The sequence below is a fragment of the Providencia sp. PROV129 genome (assembly GCF_028482245.1).
In the GTDB taxonomy this organism is placed as follows: domain Bacteria; phylum Pseudomonadota; class Gammaproteobacteria; order Enterobacterales; family Enterobacteriaceae; genus Providencia; species Providencia vermicola.
In genome coordinates this window covers 330,407-347,907 of sequence record NZ_JAMPQD010000008.1, presented here as the reverse complement: position 1 = coordinate 347,907, position 17,501 = coordinate 330,407, and the positions used below count along the sequence as shown (strand labels likewise).

Sequence of the window (17,501 nt, the reverse complement as noted above, 5' to 3'; positions counted from 1 at the left end):
TGAATTAATTGACCTAATTTATAGGCCAGCAAACTGTTTAGTTGCTGGCTTTTTTATAAGGTAAAAAAGGAATTAACGTATTTAGTTAGTGGGTAGATAGGAAAATAATTGACCAGTTTTATAAATATCATTAATTTGAAATTTATTTCATTATTTTTATTATTCCGCGATTTTGGTGATATATCTCACACTAATATGTATTGTGCAGGAAAAATCCTTATTTTGTGTTACTGCTCCTGATTTTCTACCATTTAACTTCTTTTTCTTCGCGCTTTTTAGCACCTCTTAAGCAAACGGTTGTATTGATACTGCGCGGAATTTTGCTATGTTGGTATACTCTTTTCAGATTTCAAGGTAGATGAATGTGCTGGTATGGATATGCCTTGAATTATGTTGAGCAAAACCATGAGTCAAACAAGCAAATTCATCTGTCACAAATTTAAAACGTTCACGATAGGGTAGGGAAATGGTCAAGGTATCTTTGCATAAAGACAAAATAAAATTTTTACTGCTAGAAGGTGTTCACCAGAGCGCTGTTGATAACCTAAAAGCGGCGGGTTATACCAATATTGAATACCATAAAAGCGCATTATCTGATGAAGAATTAAAAGAAGCGATCAAAGATGCGCGCTTTGTCGGTATCCGTTCCCGCACTCATTTATCTGAAGAGATTTTCGCCGCTGCTGAAAAATTAGTGGCGGTGGGTTGTTTCTGTATCGGAACCAACCAAGTGGATTTGGACGCTGCGGCAAAACGCGGTATCCCTGTCTTTAATGCACCATTCTCAAATACCCGTTCCGTTGCTGAGATGGTATTAGGTCAACTATTACTGCTGTTACGTCGTATTCCTGAAGCGAATATGCAAGCACACCGTGGCATTTGGGAAAAACAAGCAAAAGGCTGTTTTGAAGCACGTGGTAAGCGTCTTGGTATCGTTGGATACGGCCATATCGGTACCCAGCTGGGGATCTTGGCTGAAGGTATTGGTATGAATGTTTTCTTCTATGATATTGAAAATAAATTGCCTTTAGGAAATGCAACACAAGTGCGTTCTTTGACTGAGTTACTCAATATGAGTGATGTCGTCAGCCTCCATGTCCCAGAAACAGCTAGCACGAAAAACATGTTTGCTAAAGAACAGTTTGACCGCATGAAACCAGGTTCAATCTTTATTAATGCGTCACGTGGTACTGTGGTGGATATTCCTGCATTGGCAGCTGCGCTGGAAAGTAAGCATTTATCAGGTGCAGCAGTTGACGTATTCCCAAGTGAGCCTGCGGCAAATAATGATCCGAATGATCCATTTATTTCTGAACTGATTAAATTCGATAATGTGATCTTAACCCCTCACATCGGGGGCTCTACAGAAGAAGCGCAAGAAAATATTGGATTAGAAGTCGCAAGTAAGCTGGCGAAATACTCAGATAACGGTTCAACGCTCTCTGCGGTTAACTTCCCAGAAGTTTCTCTGCCAGTGCATACTGAAGATACTAACCGTTTCTTGCATATCCATGAAAACCGCCCTGGTATCTTGAATAGCATTAACCAAGTGTTTACTGAAAGTAACATTAACGTGGTGGGTCAGTATTTGCGGACATCTGGCAATGTTGGTTACGTCGTTATTGACGTATTGATGCAAACACCAAATCAAACAGATGAAGCGTTACAAAAACTGAAAGACTTACCAGGCACTATTCGTGCACGTCTGTTATTCTAATTTCGTATAACCCGTTTTATTTCTAATGCGATGGCGCAGGTATTGATTACCAGCGCCATATTTTTTTCGGGGTAATAATTTCAGGTAATGGAATATCCCAATGAGCAACAGGCAACTGTTCAACATGTTGGCAATCATGGGCCAGACCGATGGGGTAAAACCCACTTTTCTGCCAATTCGCTAACGTTCTATCGTAAAAACCGCCACCCATTCCTAAGCGTTGTCCTTGGCTATCAAAGGCCACTAGCGGAATTAACATCACATCAAGTTGCTCGGGTGGTAAAACATCACGCACATCTAATGGCGGCTCCGCAATATTAAAGCGATTTTTCACTAGCTGTGAATCTGGGTGATAGTGAAGAAATAGCAAATGGTGGGCACTAAAAGGGTGTAAAACAGGTAAGTAAATCTGTTTATTTTGTTGCCATAAGGCATCAATAAGCGGTTGGGTATTAATTTCACCATCAAACGATAAAAACAGGGCGATATTTTTTGCTTGTGCAATTTTAGGGTGCTGCAACGCATTGAGTTTAGCTTGTTCAGCCGCAATTTTTTGCTGCTCAGGGGTTAACTGACGGCGAGCTTGACGAATGGTTTGGCGAATTTGTTGGCGCTGGGTAGAAAGTGTGTCTTGCATATCAATAACCTACTGTGAACGGCGATAGGAAATAGCAATATTCAAAATAGTATATCGTAAGGTCAGAAATAGTGCAGGTTAATAAATTGGGCTTGAGGGATTAAACAATTGAAAGTACAACAGAAAAAATTGAGGGTCTCCAAGATGCCGTTGTAGGCTGTAACCCTTGAACCCTTGGTTCAAGGTGAACGCAGTTTAGCAACCTTTAGGCTTCCTGAACGAATCAGGCATGCTCACCAGCGCAATAACCGCATTCTTTTTAGTTGAAATATCGGCTCAGGGGACTCGCCCACTCACGCGCATCTCAGAGAAATTTGGTTTGAGAACTTATCGTTACTCAGTGATTTCATTGTACGAAACTAGATTTAAAATGCAACCCTAATTTTGTATATTTTTTTTTACTAGTGTCTGATTAATAAGCAGATTTACTCTAAGGGCAATACTTGCCTCTCAGTGATTTTCACCTGATCGTGCAAGGCTTGTTCAATCGTATGTTGCAACATTTTTATCTTCTCTTCCATATTATAAGCATAATCACGCGTTTTTGTCTTTTCTTGTGCTAATTCGTGACAGACGTTCAATGCTACGATAAAAATAAGTTGTTCCATATTGGTAACACCGCTTTTATCTTTCAGATTTTGCAAGCGTTGTTCTAATTCTTTAGCCGACTCAAGAAGGGCCTCTTTTTGTTCTGATGGGCAATTAACGCGCATTGAACGCCCAAAAATCTGAATGTCGACAGGTTGTGCGGACATGAAACCTCCATACTGAATAATACTCGCCATAAATACATCATATTTGGCGCAATTAATAGATAAGACAAAAGCATACTGGTTAGCGACTACCCTTGATGGTAGCATATCACGAATCATAAGCTAACATGACGAATTCAGATGTCTATACAAAAATCTTTACCAAACTATGAATCACTGGACAAACTGCTGCAACAGCACTCAATAGCACTTACCGCGGCGGAAATCCATGGTTTAATTACGGGCTTAATCTGTGGTGGAAGCCGTGATCATGGCTGGCAAACACTTGTCCATGACCTTGCTAACGATGGTCTTGCATTCCCGCAAACTGTCGCTCAACCTCTGCGTGAATTGTTCGATACCACATTTGAAGCGCTTGATGACAGTGAATTTGCATTTACCATGCTATTCCCTGATGAAGAGGCGTCGATATTTGACCACGCAGACGCATTAGCGGGCTGGGTTAATCACTTTCTATTAGGCGTGGGTGTCGCACAACCGAAATTAGCTGATAAAAAAGAAATCAGTGAAGTCATTACGGATCTGCGTAATATCGGGATGCTTGGTTACGATGAAGATGAAGACCAAGAAGAACTAGAACAGGCACTAGAAGAAGTGGTTGAATACGTGAGAGTGGCTGTGCAGTTATGTTATATCGCGTTAGTTGAGCCGAAAAAAGGCCCAACTGTTGTTGAGAATAACAAGCCGATCCTTCACTAATCCCGACTTGTTTATGACTAAAAACACGCCACTTTGTTTTATCGAAAGGTAGAACGAAGCGGCTTTGGGTCGATTTTAATCAGTGTTAAGTCATTATCGTCGCGCATATTGGCACCAACAATATGTTAGCAACCTAATAATTCAGATAATAAGGCAAAAACGGTATGAATAAACAGGAATTTGTTGCTCGTCGCAATGCATTATTGGCAAAAATGGACGCGGGAAGTGCAGCTGTGGTTTTTTCTGCACCAACTGCGCAGCGTAATGCCGATTGTGAATACCCGTATCGTCAACACAGTGATTTTCTTTATTTGACAGGGTTTAGTGAGCCAGAAGCGGTATTAGTACTGATTAAAAGTGATGAAAAGCATAGCCATACTGTTCTTTTTAACCGCGTTCGTGATTTAACGGCTGAAATTTGGTTTGGTCGTCGCCTTGGTCAAGAAGCCGCCCCTCAAAAACTGGGGATTGATAAAGCATTGCCCTTTGATGAAATTGAAGAACAACTTTACCAATTACTGAATGGATTGGATGTGGTTTATCATGCTCAGGGGGAATTTGCGTATGCAGATAAGCTGGTATTTGATGCGCTGGAAACCTTGCGTAAAGGCAGTCGCCGTAATCTACGTGCACCGCAAGCGGTTATCGATTGGCGTCCAATCGTCCATGAAATGCGCTTGTTTAAATCTGAGGCCGAACTGAATACCATGCGTGAGGCAGGGCGAATTTCCGCTTTAGCACATATTCGTGCGATGGAAACCTGCCGACCAAATATGTATGAATATCAACTCTGTGGCGAGTTAGAACACGAGTTCACTCGTCATGGAGCACGTTTCCCATCGTATAACTCGATTGTGGGTAGCGGCGAAAATGCCTGTATTTTGCATTACACCGAAAATGAATGCCAAATGAAAGATGGCGAGTTAGTGTTGATTGACGCAGGCGCCGAGTTTGACGGCTATGCAGGGGACATCACCCGCACTTTCCCAGTGAACGGTAAGTTTAGTCAAGCACAGCGTGAAATTTATGACATTGTTCTTAAAGCGCTGGATACTGCATTAACGCTGTATCGCCCAGGTACCAGTATCCATGAAGTGACACGTGAAATTGTGCGGATTAAGACTGAAGGGTTAGTTGCACTCGGAATTTTACAGGGCGACGTCGATCAATTGATCGAAAACAAAGCATATCAAGCTTTCTTTATGCATGGTTTAAGTCATTGGTTAGGGTTAGATGTGCACGATGTTGGTTTCTATGGTACAGACCGTGACCGTACACTAGAAGTAGGAATGGTTCTGACGGTTGAACCTGGTTTATATATTGCGCCAGATGCTGACGTACCGCCACAATACCGTGGCATCGGTATTCGTATTGAAGATGATATTGTGATCACTGAAAACGGGAATGAAAACTTAACGGATTTAGTAGTCAAAGACCCTGATGAAATAGAAGCCCTAATGGCGGCTGCAAAGCAGCGTTTAGGGTAGAGGTTATTAACGGTAAAAGGTTAATCATAAAAAGGTAATAAACAACCCATGAATGTGATCATCGTGGGTGGAGGAATGGCTGGGGCGACATTAGCCTTGGCAATTTCTTCACTTAGCCAAGGAAAATTATCGGTTTCATTAATCGAGGCCTCTTTACCAGAAGGTAAACACCCTGGATTCGACGCGCGTGCTATCGCATTAGCCCATGGTACGTGCCAATATTTAGCGAAAATAGGGGTATGGCCAGCGTTTGCCGATTGTGTAACGCCGATTACTCACGTTCATGTTTCTGACCGTGGGCACGCAGGTTTTGTGAATATCAACGCAAAAGACTATCATATTCCTGCTCTTGGCAATGTGATTGAGTTGCACGAAGCGGGTGCTCGTCTTTTTTCGCTATTACGAAAGGCGCCTGGCGTCACGTTATATTGCCCTGCAAAAGTTGACAGTATTCGCCGCGAACAAGATTCAGTCACCGTGACATTAGATACGGGGAAAACGGTGAGTGGTGAACTATTGATTGCTGCAGATGGTAGTCGTTCTTTAGTTGGTCAAGCCTGCAATATGCAGTGGCAGCAGGATGATTATGGCCAAGTCGCCATTATTGCTAATGTGAAAACGGCCATTGACCCGAAAGGCCAAGCTTTTGAACGCTTTACTGAGTTTGGGCCACTGGCTTTATTACCTATGTCAGAGGGGCGCAGCTCGCTAGTTTGGTGTCATCATCAAGAACATGCGGAGGCGATTAATGCATGGGATGATGCAACCTTTATTAACAAATTGCAGACCGCATTTGGTTGGCGTCTAGGGAAAATAGAAATGGCGGGTAAACGCCATTGCTACCCGCTGGCACTTCGCAAAGCACTGAACCCAGTGAGTCACCGTGTCGTTTTAGTCGGTAATGCAGCTCAAACATTACACCCTATCGCGGGGCAAGGGTTTAACCTTGGTATTCGTGATGTGATGCAATTGGCACAAATTGTGGTTAAGGCTCATGAAAATCAGCAAGATATTGGCAGTTATTCCCTATTAAGCCAGTATCAACAGGCTCGTGCAATTGACCGAGAAAAAACCGTGACCATGACTGATGGTTTGGTTCGCGTATTTGCAAATCGCTGTATCCCATTAATTGTGGGAAGAAATTTAGGTTTAATGGCAATGGAGATGTTGCCGCCTGTCCGCGATGTTTTGGCTCGTCAAACATTGGGCTGGGTTGTTCACCAATAACCACGATATAAAGAGGAAAAAAGTATGCAATCGTTTGATGTGGTTATCGCTGGTGGTGGCATGGTGGGGCTTGCCCTTGCATGTGGCCTTGAAGGAAGCGGCCTGCGCGTTGCTGTGGTGGAAAATCATCCACCGAAAAAGACATTTTCTGCGTCGGAGCCTTATGCATTACGAGTATCCGCGATTAATGCGGCAAGTGAAAAACTGTTGACCCATTTGGGCGTTTGGCCAGCGATTAAAAGTATGAGAGCTGCCGCCTATAACGGTATGGAAGTGTGGGACAACAACAGTTTTGGGCGTATCACATTTTCAGCACAAGAGCGCAATCTGACTCATTTAGGCCATATTGTCGAAAATAATGTGGTACGCGATGCATTGTGGCAAAAGGCTTCTGAACTGCGTGATGTGACATTATTGGCACCTGCAACCATTAAAAAAGTCGTATGGGGTGAGAATGATGTGTTTATCACGTTAGATGATGAAAACATGTTGACTGCAAGGCTGATTGTAGGTGCTGATGGCGCGAATTCGTGGTTACGCAGCCATGCCGATATCCCACTGACGTTTTGGGATTACGAACATACCGCGCTGGTGGCAACTATTCGCACAGAAAAACCGCACGAAGGTGTTGCTCGCCAATCTTTTGATGGCGAAGGCATTTTAGCCTTTCTACCATTAGCTGATCCGCATCTTTGCTCCATTGTTTGGTCACAGCCGGCAACAGAAGCCGCAAGGCGCCAAGCGTTGGATAAAGCCGATTTTGATAAAGAACTTGCTGTTGCGTTCGATGTTCAGCTTGGCCTTTGCCAAGTCGAAAGTGACCGTATGACCATTCCGCTCACAGGGCGTTATGCACGGCAGTTTGCGGCGCAGCGATTAGCCTTATTGGGTGATGCAGCCCATACCATTCACCCATTGGCTGGGCAAGGGGTTAACCTTGGTTTCATGGATGTGGCGATGTTAATCGGTGAAATTAAGCGTTTACATCGTGAAGGTAAGGATTTTGGCCAGTATTTTTATTTGCGCGATTATGAGCGTAGTCGTAAACATAGCGCTGCATTGATGTTAGCAGGGATGCAAGGTTTTCGTGAGTTGTTCGATGGCAATAACCCAGCGAAAAAACTCTTGCGTGATATAGGCTTAGTATTGGCAGATAGCCTACCAGGTGTAAAACCCCAATTATTGAACCACGCGATGGGGTTGTTTGATATGCCTAAGTGGTTGGAACAGCTACAAGTTGATGAAGTAGTATAAATTCCTTTCTCAGAAGGCATAATATAAATTATGCCTTCTCAAATGATTAAAACCTTCCAATTTTCCACTATCAGTGACCTATTTTTTCATAACATCAATTGCCAATTTAAATAATTGAGTCATTCATCTTTTTATCTTTTGTCGCCATTGATGATCATTTCTGAGTTAATTTTGCTCTGTTATTATTTCCATCAATGACTGAAAAAAACTAATTATATCAAGTTTTCGCATTAGTTTTTCTAATTTAATGGGCTTTTAATTAATTAAATCATTCATGTGTTTTTAGAGCTACCTGACGATATTTTGAGCTAAATAAGCAGTGTTGGGCTGTTTTTGAGTGATCATTCTCAATTATTTAACAAAAATTACTGGTAAAAGTAGGGGGTAATCAGTAATACAGAGGGAGATATCGCCCTATTTTTTTTTATAGAGTCAGAAGGCAAACAGTGGTAGTTTTTTAACAGAAGTTATCGTTTGCGTTAGGTTAAAAATGCCCATTTAATAATGACCAATTGATATTTTTAACCCGTAAACATTCCAAAATATCTTAATCGAACAAAGAGGGTATTCATGGTAAAGCAGACAACACTGTATGACGAGCATATTGCTTGTGGTGCAAAGATGGTGGATTTTCATGGTTGGATGATGCCATTGCATTATGGTTCGCAAATTAATGAACATAATGTTGTTCGAACGGATGCAGGGATGTTTGATGTTTCCCATATGACCATTGTCGATTTGCATGGCGGTGGCTGCCGTGACTTCCTTCGTTACCTTTTAGCGAATGATATCAATAAACTCACCGAGCAAGGCAAAGCACTGTATACCGGTATGTTGAATGCATCAGGTGGTGTGATTGATGACTTGATTGTGTATTACTTTGCTGATGATTTTTATCGTCTCGTGGTTAACTCGGCAACACGGGAAAAAGACCTTGCATGGATTGAGCAACACGCTGCAGGCTATGCCGTCGATATCCAAGTACGTGATGATTTAGCTCTTCTTGCTGTTCAAGGCCCTAAAGCGCCAGAGAAAGTCCATTCATTATTGAGCCCAGAGCAAAAGCATGCCATTGAGGGTATGAAGCCATTTTATGGCGTTCAAACTGGCGATTTGTTTATCGCAACAACGGGTTATACTGGCGAAAAAGGCTATGAAATTGCAATGCCAAAAGAACAGGTTGTTGATTTTTGGCATAAATTATTGAAAGCAGGTGTTCATCCTGCAGGCTTAGGTGCCCGTGATACATTACGTTTAGAGGCAGGGATGAACCTATACGGCCAAGATATGGATGAAACAATTTCTCCTCTTGCTGCAAATATGGGTTGGACGATTGCGTGGAAACCTGAAGACCGCCAGTTTATTGGCCGTGAAGCGCTCGAAAAATTACGTGAGCAAGGAACAGAAAAACTTGTCGGTATTGTGATGCGCGATAAGGGTATACTGCGTGCAGGGCAAGTGATTCGCTTCACTGATGATTTGGGTGAATTGAAAGAAGGCGTCATTACCAGTGGTTCTTTCTCACCCACTTTAGGCTTTAGTATTGCGTTGGCACGTGTCCCGAACGGAATTCAAGACAAAGCGATTGTTGAAATTCGACAGCGAGAAATGCCTGTTGAAGTGGTTAAACCGGGCTTTGTCCGCGAAGGTAACCGCTTAGTGTAATTTGGGCTAACCCAATCAATAAATTTAAAATGAGAGGCTAATGATGAGCAATACACCTAAAGAGTTAATGTATACCCGTGAACATGAGTGGCTGCGTGATGAAGGCAATGGTGAATATACCGTTGGTATCACTGAACATGCGCAAGAAACGTTAGGGGACATGGTGTTTGTTGATTTACCTGAGGTGGGAAATGTCGTCAGTGCAGGTGATGATGTTGCTGTGGTTGAATCTGTAAAAGCCGCGTCTGATATCTATGCACCACTGAGCGGCGAAATTGTGGCAGTAAACAGCGAACTGAGCGATTCTCCTGAGCTGGTAAATGAACAACCATACCAAGAAGGTTGGATTTTCCGTATTAAAGCATCGGATACCGCAGAGCTGGCGGATTTGATTGATGCGGCGGGGTATACCTCTATGATTGAAGCTGAAGAATAGTTTATTCGTCATATTTTGTGTTGTGGCGGTGTTGGCTGCACTCGACAACTTGGCTCACATACTTGTGTATGCTCCCCAAGATTGTCTTCGTTTGCCGCCTAGCCACAACTCAAGCTATTTAGAATAAAATCCTCGTCATATTTCATCTTGTGGCGGTGTTGGCTTCGCTCACTCGCCCTTGTCACATACTTGTGTATGCTCCTAAGGGCTCATTTGCTTGCCGCCTAGCCACAAGTTGAACTATTTAGAGGATTGATAAAATATAATTCGTTAGAAACAAGAAACAAATCGCTACATCACTGATTTTGAGTGTTATCTCGCAAGTTCCGTAATAACCGCCCGACAACTTATGCATAGCAGACAAAGGATGGGAACACAGATATGTCGATGTCACTGAGTCAATTAGAAAACCGTTCAGAATTTATCTCGCGCCACATTGGATCTTCAGAACAACAAATAAAAACCATGTTAGATACCGTGGGGGCGTCATCGCTCGATAACTTAATGGATAAAATTGTGCCGAAGGCCATTTTACTTCCAGAGCCGCCAAGAGTAGGCGGCGGAGCCACCGAACAAGAAGCATTGGCTGAGTTAAAAGCCATTGCATCGTTGAATAAACGCTATAAAAGCTACATTGGGATGGGCTATGCACCTGCTGTATTGCCACCTGTTATCTTACGTAACTTACTGGAAAACCCAGGTTGGTATACGGCTTATACCCCATATCAACCCGAAGTATCCCAAGGCCGCTTAGAATCTCTGCTTAATTTCCAGCAACTGACTATTGACCTAACAGGGTTAGACCTTGCTTCTGCATCATTATTGGATGAAGCCACTGCCGCGGCAGAAGCGATGGCGATGGCGAAGCGCATTAGTAAATTAAAAAATGCGGAGCGTTTCTTTGTGGCGGATGACGTTCACCCACAAACGCTTGATGTAGTGCGCACGCGTGCAGGGACTTTCGGCTTTGAAATTATTGTCGATAGCGCTGAAAAAGTTTTAGATCATGAAGGCGTATTTGGTGTGTTGTTACAACAAGTTGGCACAACAGGCAATGTTCATGATTACACTGAGCTGCTCGCCCAATTAAAAGAGCGTCAAATTGTCAGCTGTGTTGCGGCAGAAATGATGGCGCTCGTATTATTAACGGCCCCAGGTAAACAAGGGGCGGACATTGTTTTTGGTTCCGCTCAGCGCTTTGGTGTACCGATGGGCTATGGTGGGCCTCACGCAGCATTCTTTGCATGCCGCGATGAGTTTAAACGGGCTATGCCAGGTCGCATTATTGGTGTTTCACGTGATGCAGCGGGTAATACGGCATTACGCATGGCAATGCAAACCCGTGAACAACATATTCGCCGTGAAAAAGCGAACTCGAATATTTGTACATCCCAAGTGTTACTGGCTAATATTGCTGCCATGTACGCGGTGTATCATGGCCCTGAAGGGCTTAAATTGATTGCAGGGCGTATCCACCGCTTTACATCAATTTTGGCGAAAGCGTTAGCAGATGCAGGTTTTGTATCACGTCACAAAACATGGTTTGATACTTTAGCGATTGAGGTGGCAGACAAAACTGCGGTATTAGCGCGTGCAGAAAAAGCAAAAATCAACTTACGTACTGATATTCATGGCGCTGTAGGTGTCACACTAAGTGAAACAACCACTCGCCAAGATATCAATCAATTATTTGCAGTAATCACTGGCTCAGACGAAAAACTAAATTTTGAAAAGCTAGATCAGCAAGTTGCTGAAATTGAACAAGCCATCCCCACTGCATTACAGCGTAAAGACGAAATCTTAGCGCATCCTAATTTTCACCGTTACCACAGCGAAACGGAAATGATGCGTTATATGCATAGCTTAGAGCGCAAAGACTTAGCGCTGAACCAAGCCATGATCCCGCTAGGTTCTTGCACCATGAAGCTCAATGCTGCCGCGGAAATGATCCCAATTACGTGGCCAGAGTTTGGCGAGCTACACCCATTCTGTCCAGCGGATCAAGCTCAAGGCTATCACCAAATGATTGAGCAGCTCTCTCACTGGTTGGTGCAATTAACGGGTTATGATGCGGTTTGTATGCAGCCAAACTCAGGTGCACAAGGGGAATATGCTGGTCTGTTAGCTATTCGCCGTTACCATGAAAGCCGCAATGAAGGTGCGCGTAATATTTGTTTGATCCCTGCTTCTGCGCATGGTACTAACCCTGCATCTGCCCATATGGCAGGAATGGAAGTCGTGGTGGTGCGTTGTGATGATGAAGGTAATATCGACTTAACGGATTTGCGTGAAAAAGCACAGCAGCATAGCGATGATTTATCCTGTGTGATGGTCACTTATCCATCCACCCATGGAGTGTATGAAGAAAGCATTCGCGAAGTGTGTGAAATCATTCACCAGCACGGTGGGCAAGTGTACCTTGATGGTGCCAATATGAATGCGCAGGTTGGGTTGACGACACCTGGCTTCATTGGCGCGGATGTTTCTCATCTTAATTTACATAAAACTTTCTGTATTCCACATGGCGGCGGCGGTCCAGGTATGGGGCCTATTGGTGTGAAAAAGCATCTCGCACCATTTGTGCCAGGGCATAGTGTGGTTGAATTAGATATGGTTACTGACCAAGGCGCGGTTTCCGCTGCTCCGTTTGGTAGTGCGTCAATCTTACCTATCAGCTGGATGTATATTCGCATGATGGGCTCATATGGCTTAAGAAAGGCTAGTCAAGTGGCGATTTTGAATGCGAACTACATCGCTAAGCGCCTTGCGGGTCGTTATGACATTCTGTACACGGGGCAAGAGGGTTATGTGGCTCACGAATGTATCGTCGATTTGCGTCCTATTAAGAAAGATACTGGGATCAGCGAATTAGATATTGCTAAGCGTCTGATTGACTATGGCTTCCATGCGCCAACGATGTCTTTCCCTGTGGCGGGAACATTGATGATTGAGCCAACTGAGTCTGAAAGTATCACAGAAATCAATCGTTTTATCGATGCGATGTTAGCGATACGTGATGAAATTGACCAAGTGGTTGAAGGGAAATGGACATTAGAAGATAACCCGTTAGTGAATTCCCCTCACGTGCAAACTGAACTGGCAAGTGAGTGGCCACACGCTTATAGCCGCGAGCTGGCAGTATTCCCAACGGAACAAACCAAAGCGAACAAATATTGGCCAGCAGTAAAACGCCTTGATGATGTCTATGGCGACCGTCATTTACATTGTTCATGTGTGCCGATTGAAGACTATATGTAATTGATTAATCGGGTAAACTAGATGTATTTAGTTAGATAAATATTAGGCTTGCTTCCTTTTTCATTTTCATTGGGGCAAGCCTTTTTATTCTTCTATCGTTTAACCAGAATATTGGTCAATACCTGTATAACTGTTGCCTTGGTAAATTTTTTCAACCTCACCCGTTGTTATATTAGCTTGATAAACGCCGCCACGGAGATCGGCGACATACATCAGTTGTGTCGATTTATCATAAGTTAGGCCTATTGTTTCTTTGAATCCTCGGCTGATCACGCGGTGATTCGTGAGCCCGTGAAGGGTGACATTGGCACAATTTAGGCTATTACCATCAGGTTCAGCCCCTCTATCAGTCCAATATAAAATATTCGCTTCTTCATCGAGTAACAAATCGATAGGCTCAGGTAAATCAGCCAAGAGTAACTGAATATCACTGCGGCTTTCTGGAGATTGCGGATTTTTGGGTCTTAATGGTGCTCTAAAAATGCGTCCTAAGTTCCCCTTAGGCGTTCCTTTTTGCGTCCAGTAAATCCAATTGTTTTTTAGATCAAGGGCAAAGCCTACACATTGTTCGAGTATGTCAACTTGATCATTTTTATCTCGCGGCCTTGCAATGTGGGTCATTAGATCAGAACCATTAATGCTGCAGGAGCAAACCATTCCACCTTCACGATCGCACCAATATAACCGTTGATTGAGCAGATCGAGTTGTAATTGTTTGGGGGTTCTTATTGCTCCTTTGCCTAATAGCATTTTTCTATTGCTACCATCAAAATGCATAACATTGATTGAGCCATCATTTTCATCAAAATTATCCCCCATGTTGCTCCAATAGATTAAGCGATTATCAGGATCAACTGCAATACCGTCAGGTGTACCCCCGAGTCCTTCAATTAGAGGCATTAGGTGATGAGTTGACTTATTGAACTGAACAATAGAAGGGGAATGAATATCAAGCAATAACAAATAAGGGGAAGCATTTTTATTGTCTTTTGGCATATCTAACCTCATTGACAGCGAATCAAAACTACATAAAAGATAAATTACTAGGTAATTATTTATCTAAGTATAGTGTAATTTGATTTAATAAATGGCTATTAATTAGGCTAGTTTTATTTAAGGAGGAGGTAAGTGAAGAGATGCTTTCTGGATTAGGCTAAAGCGACAGAAAAGCCGCTTTAGCCGATTAATTAAAGCAACCAACCTTTTTGTTGAGCAAGCTCTAATTGTTGCTTAAGTTGTTGGTAGAACTCAGGAAGTATTTGCTCAATGTAATCACATTTACTGAGTACTTGTTCGAGGCGAATATGATTTTCGACCCAACTTTGACCTTGATTATGCAAGTTCATCAGCATTGGCATGGCTCTATCAATCGCATTCGCATAGAGCGACTCAGGGGTTTCTAATGCGTCGTATTCGTTCCACAGTGCTAACAATGTTGTATTTTGTGGGCTTGGTAAAAGATTAAAAATACGGTTTGCGGCTTTGACTTCTTCTGCATGAATAGCATCACGAGCTGCATTATCGAAAACCAATACATCGCCCGCATCAATTTCAACAATATCATGCACGAGAGCCAGTTTAATTGCATGTTCTATATTCACGCCTTGAACATAAGGCGCAAAACTCATTGCGGCAACGGCAAATTGCCAGCTGTGCTCCGCGGTATTTTCATGGCGTTCACGGTTGAGTAGCTTATTTTTACGATAAATACTTTTAAGCTTATCGAGCTCCATTAAAAATTGGACGACTTCAGTAAAAGCCCCAAAATTAACCACCTCAATGGGCTTGTTACTTAATGCAGATGACATAAAAACCTCAATTAATGTTCTTCTTCTAATGAATAAGGTAAAGCAGCAATGGTTAAATGGCTTTGTTCATCAGCCATGACACGAAAAATGCTGTCGGCTTCCATATCGTTATTCATAATGATTTGCACATAAATTTCACCATTACCTAGGCGAACAGCGGCAAGAACAGTTCCTGTGCGGCGCCACTTGTCACCCAATTGCCATTCTACACCTTCGCCAATAGCTGGAAGTGTTGTGGCAGAGCCTTTTAATAAATACATCGCACGTTTATTGGCACCACGGAATTTTGCTCGAGCGACCATTTCTTGGCCAGTATAGCAGCCTTTTTTAAAGCTGATCCCGTGAGGAAGTGCTTGCAGATTAGTTGCTTGCGGCAGGTGCTGTGCGCTGTTTTCTTGGTCGATAACTGCGAAACCCGCTTCGAGATCTAACGCGAGCCATTGGTCATCATTGACTTGAGTAGCACCTAATGTTTCAGCCATTTTTTGTGCAACGTCCTCAGTGGCTAATACTAAAAAACGTTCAGCAGGTAATGAAAAATACAACAACGTAGCATCACCCTCAGAGACAACTTGGTTTTGCTCATCAGGTAACGTGGTAAATAACGTTGCGAGTGCTTCTCTTGCCCCTTTTCCTGCAACACCGAGTAATTTTATCTCGGTTTTTTTCTCAAAAGTTACCTTGGAGAAAACAGCGTATTTTTTAAGCTCAGCTAATTGCGAGTCTGCAACACTGCGCCTAAGCAAATAAGAAAAACCCTCTAAATGATGAAATAAGCGTAGGTCACTCCACATTTTTCCTTTTGGGTCACAATGTGCTGTTAAAGTATGAGCTTGTCCCAGTGTGGTGATATCTGCAGTTACTTGTCCTTGCAGATATTTTTCTGCATCGAGGCCTGCAAGATGAATAAGTTCCCAGTTTTCCAGTGAAATCAAAACGAGTGGTAAAGACTGAGATTCAAGGGGAAATTGCTGTGTACTATCAATGTGGGTAGTCATGATTTCACCTGTTGTTCTTGGATAGATTAAAGGTGCTTAATGGTAAAATAGCTAGATAACATTGCAAGTAGTTATTATGATGCAGCTTGCATTATCTCGGATTTTTTTATCATCTGTTTGTAGAAAAACGGCATTTTACTACTAAAATTACAACAATGTAGTCTATGACATGTTTTCTTCGCAGATAATCTGTTAGAGTATTGAAAATAATCAATCTTATCAGTTAACTGCAACAAAAGGTCGTAGTGGAATGGATATTGAGAATAAAGCACGAATTCATTGGGCTTGTCGTCGTGGAATGCGTGAGCTAGATATTTCAATCATGCCTTTTTTTGAGTATGAATACGATAGCTTAACGGTACACGACAAACAAATTTTTGTTCGTTTATTAGAGTGTGCGGATCCAGACTTATTCAATTGGTTAATGAATCACGGTCGTCCTGAGGATGACGAGTTGTTCCGTATGGTCAAACTTATTCAGGAAAAAAATAAAAATCGTGGTCCTGTGGAAATCTAATCTCTCCATTTCATGGAAGACACAATTTTTTTCTACCTGTGTTCATGGTGTCGTTGGCATATTTTTGCTATTGGCTCCATGGTCACAAGGTAATTCTGTGTTTTGGCTGCCATTACTCGTTGTTGTGGTGGCTAGTTGGGCTAAAAGCCAAAAAAATATCAGCAAAATAAAAGGTGTTGCTGTACTGGTAAACGGTAATAAAGTTCAATGGAAGAAAAACGAATGGAATATCGTGAAAACGCCGTGGCTGAGCCGCTATGGTATATTACTGACACTGGAAGCTCTGCAAGGAAAGGCGCAGAAGATTCATTTGTGGGTTGCCAGAGATTCAGTTTCAGAAGAAAACTGGCGGAATCTCAATCAGTTATTGCTCCAATACCCAGATATTTAAAAGTGAGTTCAATCCATAGTTAAGTAGGAACAATATTTACCGCCAGAATTGCGTCTTAAAGGGACGCTTCAATTTCTTGTAAAATTTGTACGCACCATTGGGCAATGCGTTCATCAGTTTGTTCAAATTGGTGCACTTCATCAAGCGCAAGCCCCACAAACATATCGCCTGTTTCATTTAAAGGTTTTGGGCTATCAAAAGTATATCCTTCGGTTGGCCAAAAACCGATAAACTGCACGCCCGTCGGTTTAAGTTGATGGTATAGCAACCCTAATGCATCGAGGAACCACTCACTATAATCTATTTGATCGCCTAACCCGTACATAGCAACAATTTTGCCCGTTAAGTTAAGGTTGGGAAGTGCGTCCCAAATTTCTAGCCAGTCTTCCTGTATTTCACCGAAATCCCAGGTGGGTATTCCCAAAATTAGAATATCATACTGTTCCATTTCACTGGGGGGAGTATCATTAACATTATTCAGTGTGACGAAATCATCACCGAGAATATCACGTATTTTTTCAGCAACCATTTCGGTATAACAGGTGCTAGAACCGTAAAAAAGGCCTATTTTCATATATATTATTACTACGTCCAGCTATGGTTTTGATGACAAGAGGGGTATTGTAACAGAAGC

Annotated in this window: 16 protein-coding genes and 1 other RNA gene; 10 read left to right on the top strand and 7 right to left on the bottom strand. The window is 42.6% G+C overall.

Features of this window, described 5'->3' with window-relative positions; all coding sequences use genetic code 11:
* Positions 1-466 precede the first annotated feature (466 nt).
* Positions 467-1,717, top strand: coding sequence for a phosphoglycerate dehydrogenase (serA, locus tag PSF27_RS06660; RefSeq protein WP_206082658.1), 1,251 nt, complete (start codon positions 467-469; stop codon positions 1,715-1,717).
* Positions 1,718-1,763: 46 nt separating this feature from the next.
* On the opposite strand, the gene PSF27_RS06655 is transcribed toward serA, so the two are convergent.
* The 3 genes from PSF27_RS06655 to zapA form a co-directional block, all read right to left on the bottom strand.
* Positions 1,764-2,354: a 5-formyltetrahydrofolate cyclo-ligase gene (locus PSF27_RS06655; protein WP_272539125.1), complete on the bottom strand. Its 591-nt coding sequence runs from the start codon at positions 2,352-2,354 to the stop codon at positions 1,764-1,766.
* Between the two features lie 132 nt (positions 2,355-2,486).
* Positions 2,487-2,668: non-coding RNA, 6S RNA (gene ssrS, locus PSF27_RS06650), on the bottom strand.
* A 111-nt stretch (positions 2,669-2,779) separates the two neighbouring features.
* On the bottom strand, positions 2,780-3,109 hold the full coding sequence (zapA, locus tag PSF27_RS06645; RefSeq protein ID WP_047756767.1) for a cell division protein ZapA: 330 nt from the start codon (positions 3,107-3,109) through the stop codon (positions 2,780-2,782).
* Positions 3,110-3,247: 138 nt separating this feature from the next.
* Between zapA and PSF27_RS06640 the strand changes: the two genes are divergently transcribed.
* From PSF27_RS06640 to gcvP, 7 genes are all read left to right on the top strand, one after another.
* Positions 3,248-3,826, top strand: a complete 579-nt coding sequence (locus PSF27_RS06640; protein ID WP_206082656.1) for a YecA/YgfB family protein — start codon at positions 3,248-3,250, stop codon at positions 3,824-3,826.
* 164 nt (positions 3,827-3,990) lie between these two features.
* Positions 3,991-5,313 (top strand): Xaa-Pro aminopeptidase, encoded by a 1,323-nt coding sequence (gene pepP, locus PSF27_RS06635; protein ID WP_272539126.1) that lies wholly within the window; start codon positions 3,991-3,993, stop codon positions 5,311-5,313.
* Between the two features lie 48 nt (positions 5,314-5,361).
* Positions 5,362-6,540, top strand: coding sequence for a 2-octaprenyl-6-methoxyphenyl hydroxylase (gene ubiH, locus PSF27_RS06630; protein ID WP_272573506.1), 1,179 nt, complete (start codon positions 5,362-5,364; stop codon positions 6,538-6,540).
* A 24-nt stretch (positions 6,541-6,564) separates the two neighbouring features.
* On the top strand, positions 6,565-7,794 hold the full coding sequence (gene ubiI, locus PSF27_RS06625; RefSeq protein ID WP_272539128.1) for an FAD-dependent 2-octaprenylphenol hydroxylase: 1,230 nt from the start codon (positions 6,565-6,567) through the stop codon (positions 7,792-7,794).
* 570 nt (positions 7,795-8,364) lie between these two features.
* Complete coding sequence (gene gcvT / locus PSF27_RS06620) at positions 8,365-9,459, top strand: glycine cleavage system aminomethyltransferase GcvT (protein ID WP_206082652.1); 1,095 nt, start codon at positions 8,365-8,367, stop codon at positions 9,457-9,459.
* A 43-nt stretch (positions 9,460-9,502) separates the two neighbouring features.
* The gene (gene gcvH, locus PSF27_RS06615) at positions 9,503-9,895 is read left to right on the top strand and encodes a glycine cleavage system protein GcvH (protein ID WP_047756761.1); all 393 of its coding nucleotides are present in this window, start codon (positions 9,503-9,505) and stop codon (positions 9,893-9,895) included.
* A gap of 381 nt (positions 9,896-10,276) precedes the next feature.
* Positions 10,277-13,153, top strand: a complete 2,877-nt coding sequence (gcvP, locus tag PSF27_RS06610) for an aminomethyl-transferring glycine dehydrogenase (RefSeq protein ID WP_272573508.1) — start codon at positions 10,277-10,279, stop codon at positions 13,151-13,153.
* A gap of 99 nt (positions 13,154-13,252) precedes the next feature.
* Here gcvP and PSF27_RS06605 read toward each other — a convergent pair whose 3' ends face one another.
* From PSF27_RS06605 to ygfZ, 3 genes are all read right to left on the bottom strand, one after another.
* Positions 13,253-14,149 (bottom strand): YncE family protein, encoded by an 897-nt coding sequence (locus tag PSF27_RS06605; RefSeq protein WP_272681141.1) that lies wholly within the window; start codon positions 14,147-14,149, stop codon positions 13,253-13,255.
* A gap of 191 nt (positions 14,150-14,340) precedes the next feature.
* Entirely contained in the window at positions 14,341-14,961 is a 621-nt protein-coding gene (locus PSF27_RS06600) for an HD domain-containing protein (protein WP_206082649.1), read from the bottom strand.
* Positions 14,962-14,972: 11 nt separating this feature from the next.
* Complete coding sequence (ygfZ, locus tag PSF27_RS06595) at positions 14,973-15,959, bottom strand: tRNA-modifying protein YgfZ (RefSeq protein WP_272681140.1); 987 nt, start codon at positions 15,957-15,959, stop codon at positions 14,973-14,975.
* 250 nt (positions 15,960-16,209) lie between these two features.
* On the opposite strand from ygfZ, the gene sdhE reads away from it, so the two are divergent.
* Positions 16,210-16,476, top strand: a complete 267-nt coding sequence (gene sdhE / locus PSF27_RS06590) for an FAD assembly factor SdhE (protein WP_206082647.1) — start codon at positions 16,210-16,212, stop codon at positions 16,474-16,476.
* Positions 16,406-16,867 carry a protein YgfX gene (locus PSF27_RS06585; RefSeq protein ID WP_272681139.1) on the top strand — a complete coding sequence of 154 codons (462 nt, stop codon included), beginning with the start codon at positions 16,406-16,408 and terminating at the stop codon, positions 16,865-16,867. The genes sdhE and PSF27_RS06585 overlap by 71 nt, the downstream gene beginning before the upstream one ends.
* Before the next feature lie 55 nt (positions 16,868-16,922).
* Here PSF27_RS06585 and fldB read toward each other — a convergent pair whose 3' ends face one another.
* On the bottom strand, positions 16,923-17,441 hold the full coding sequence (gene fldB, locus PSF27_RS06580; RefSeq protein WP_206082645.1) for a flavodoxin FldB: 519 nt from the start codon (positions 17,439-17,441) through the stop codon (positions 16,923-16,925).
* Between the last annotated feature and the right edge of the window lie 60 nt (positions 17,442-17,501).